We start from the raw sequence: 271 nt of genomic DNA, 5'->3' as shown, positions 1-271 counted from the left end.
TTTCGTCTCCGTTAACATCGGTAATTACAACTTCTACTCCTTCTATTCCTTCTTCTCCTGGATCTTGTACTCCATCGCCGTTAAGATCTTCGAATACAACTCCACTTAAATCTCCTACTGCTGGTGCATATCCATCATCGGTAGTAGCATTAGTTCCTTCTACTACAGTTACTGTTTCTGGATCTGAGGTTCCTGTTGTTAAAGTATCTGTAATATCTGTTGGTAATGTAGTCTCATCTACATCTACTTCTGCATCTCCTAATGGTACATT

General features: G+C 39.5%; 1 protein-coding gene. It reads right to left on the bottom strand.

The annotated features are described in order from the left end of the window. On the bottom strand, positions 1 to 271 hold a 271-nt coding region (locus ACVC3Y_RS06415; protein WP_452226418.1), incomplete at both ends, for an SdrD B-like domain-containing protein.

It is taken from the genome of Lacinutrix cladophorae (assembly GCF_053604645.1).
Note: the sequence above shows the minus strand (reverse complement) of the source record. Positions and strands in the feature narration are given on the sequence as shown.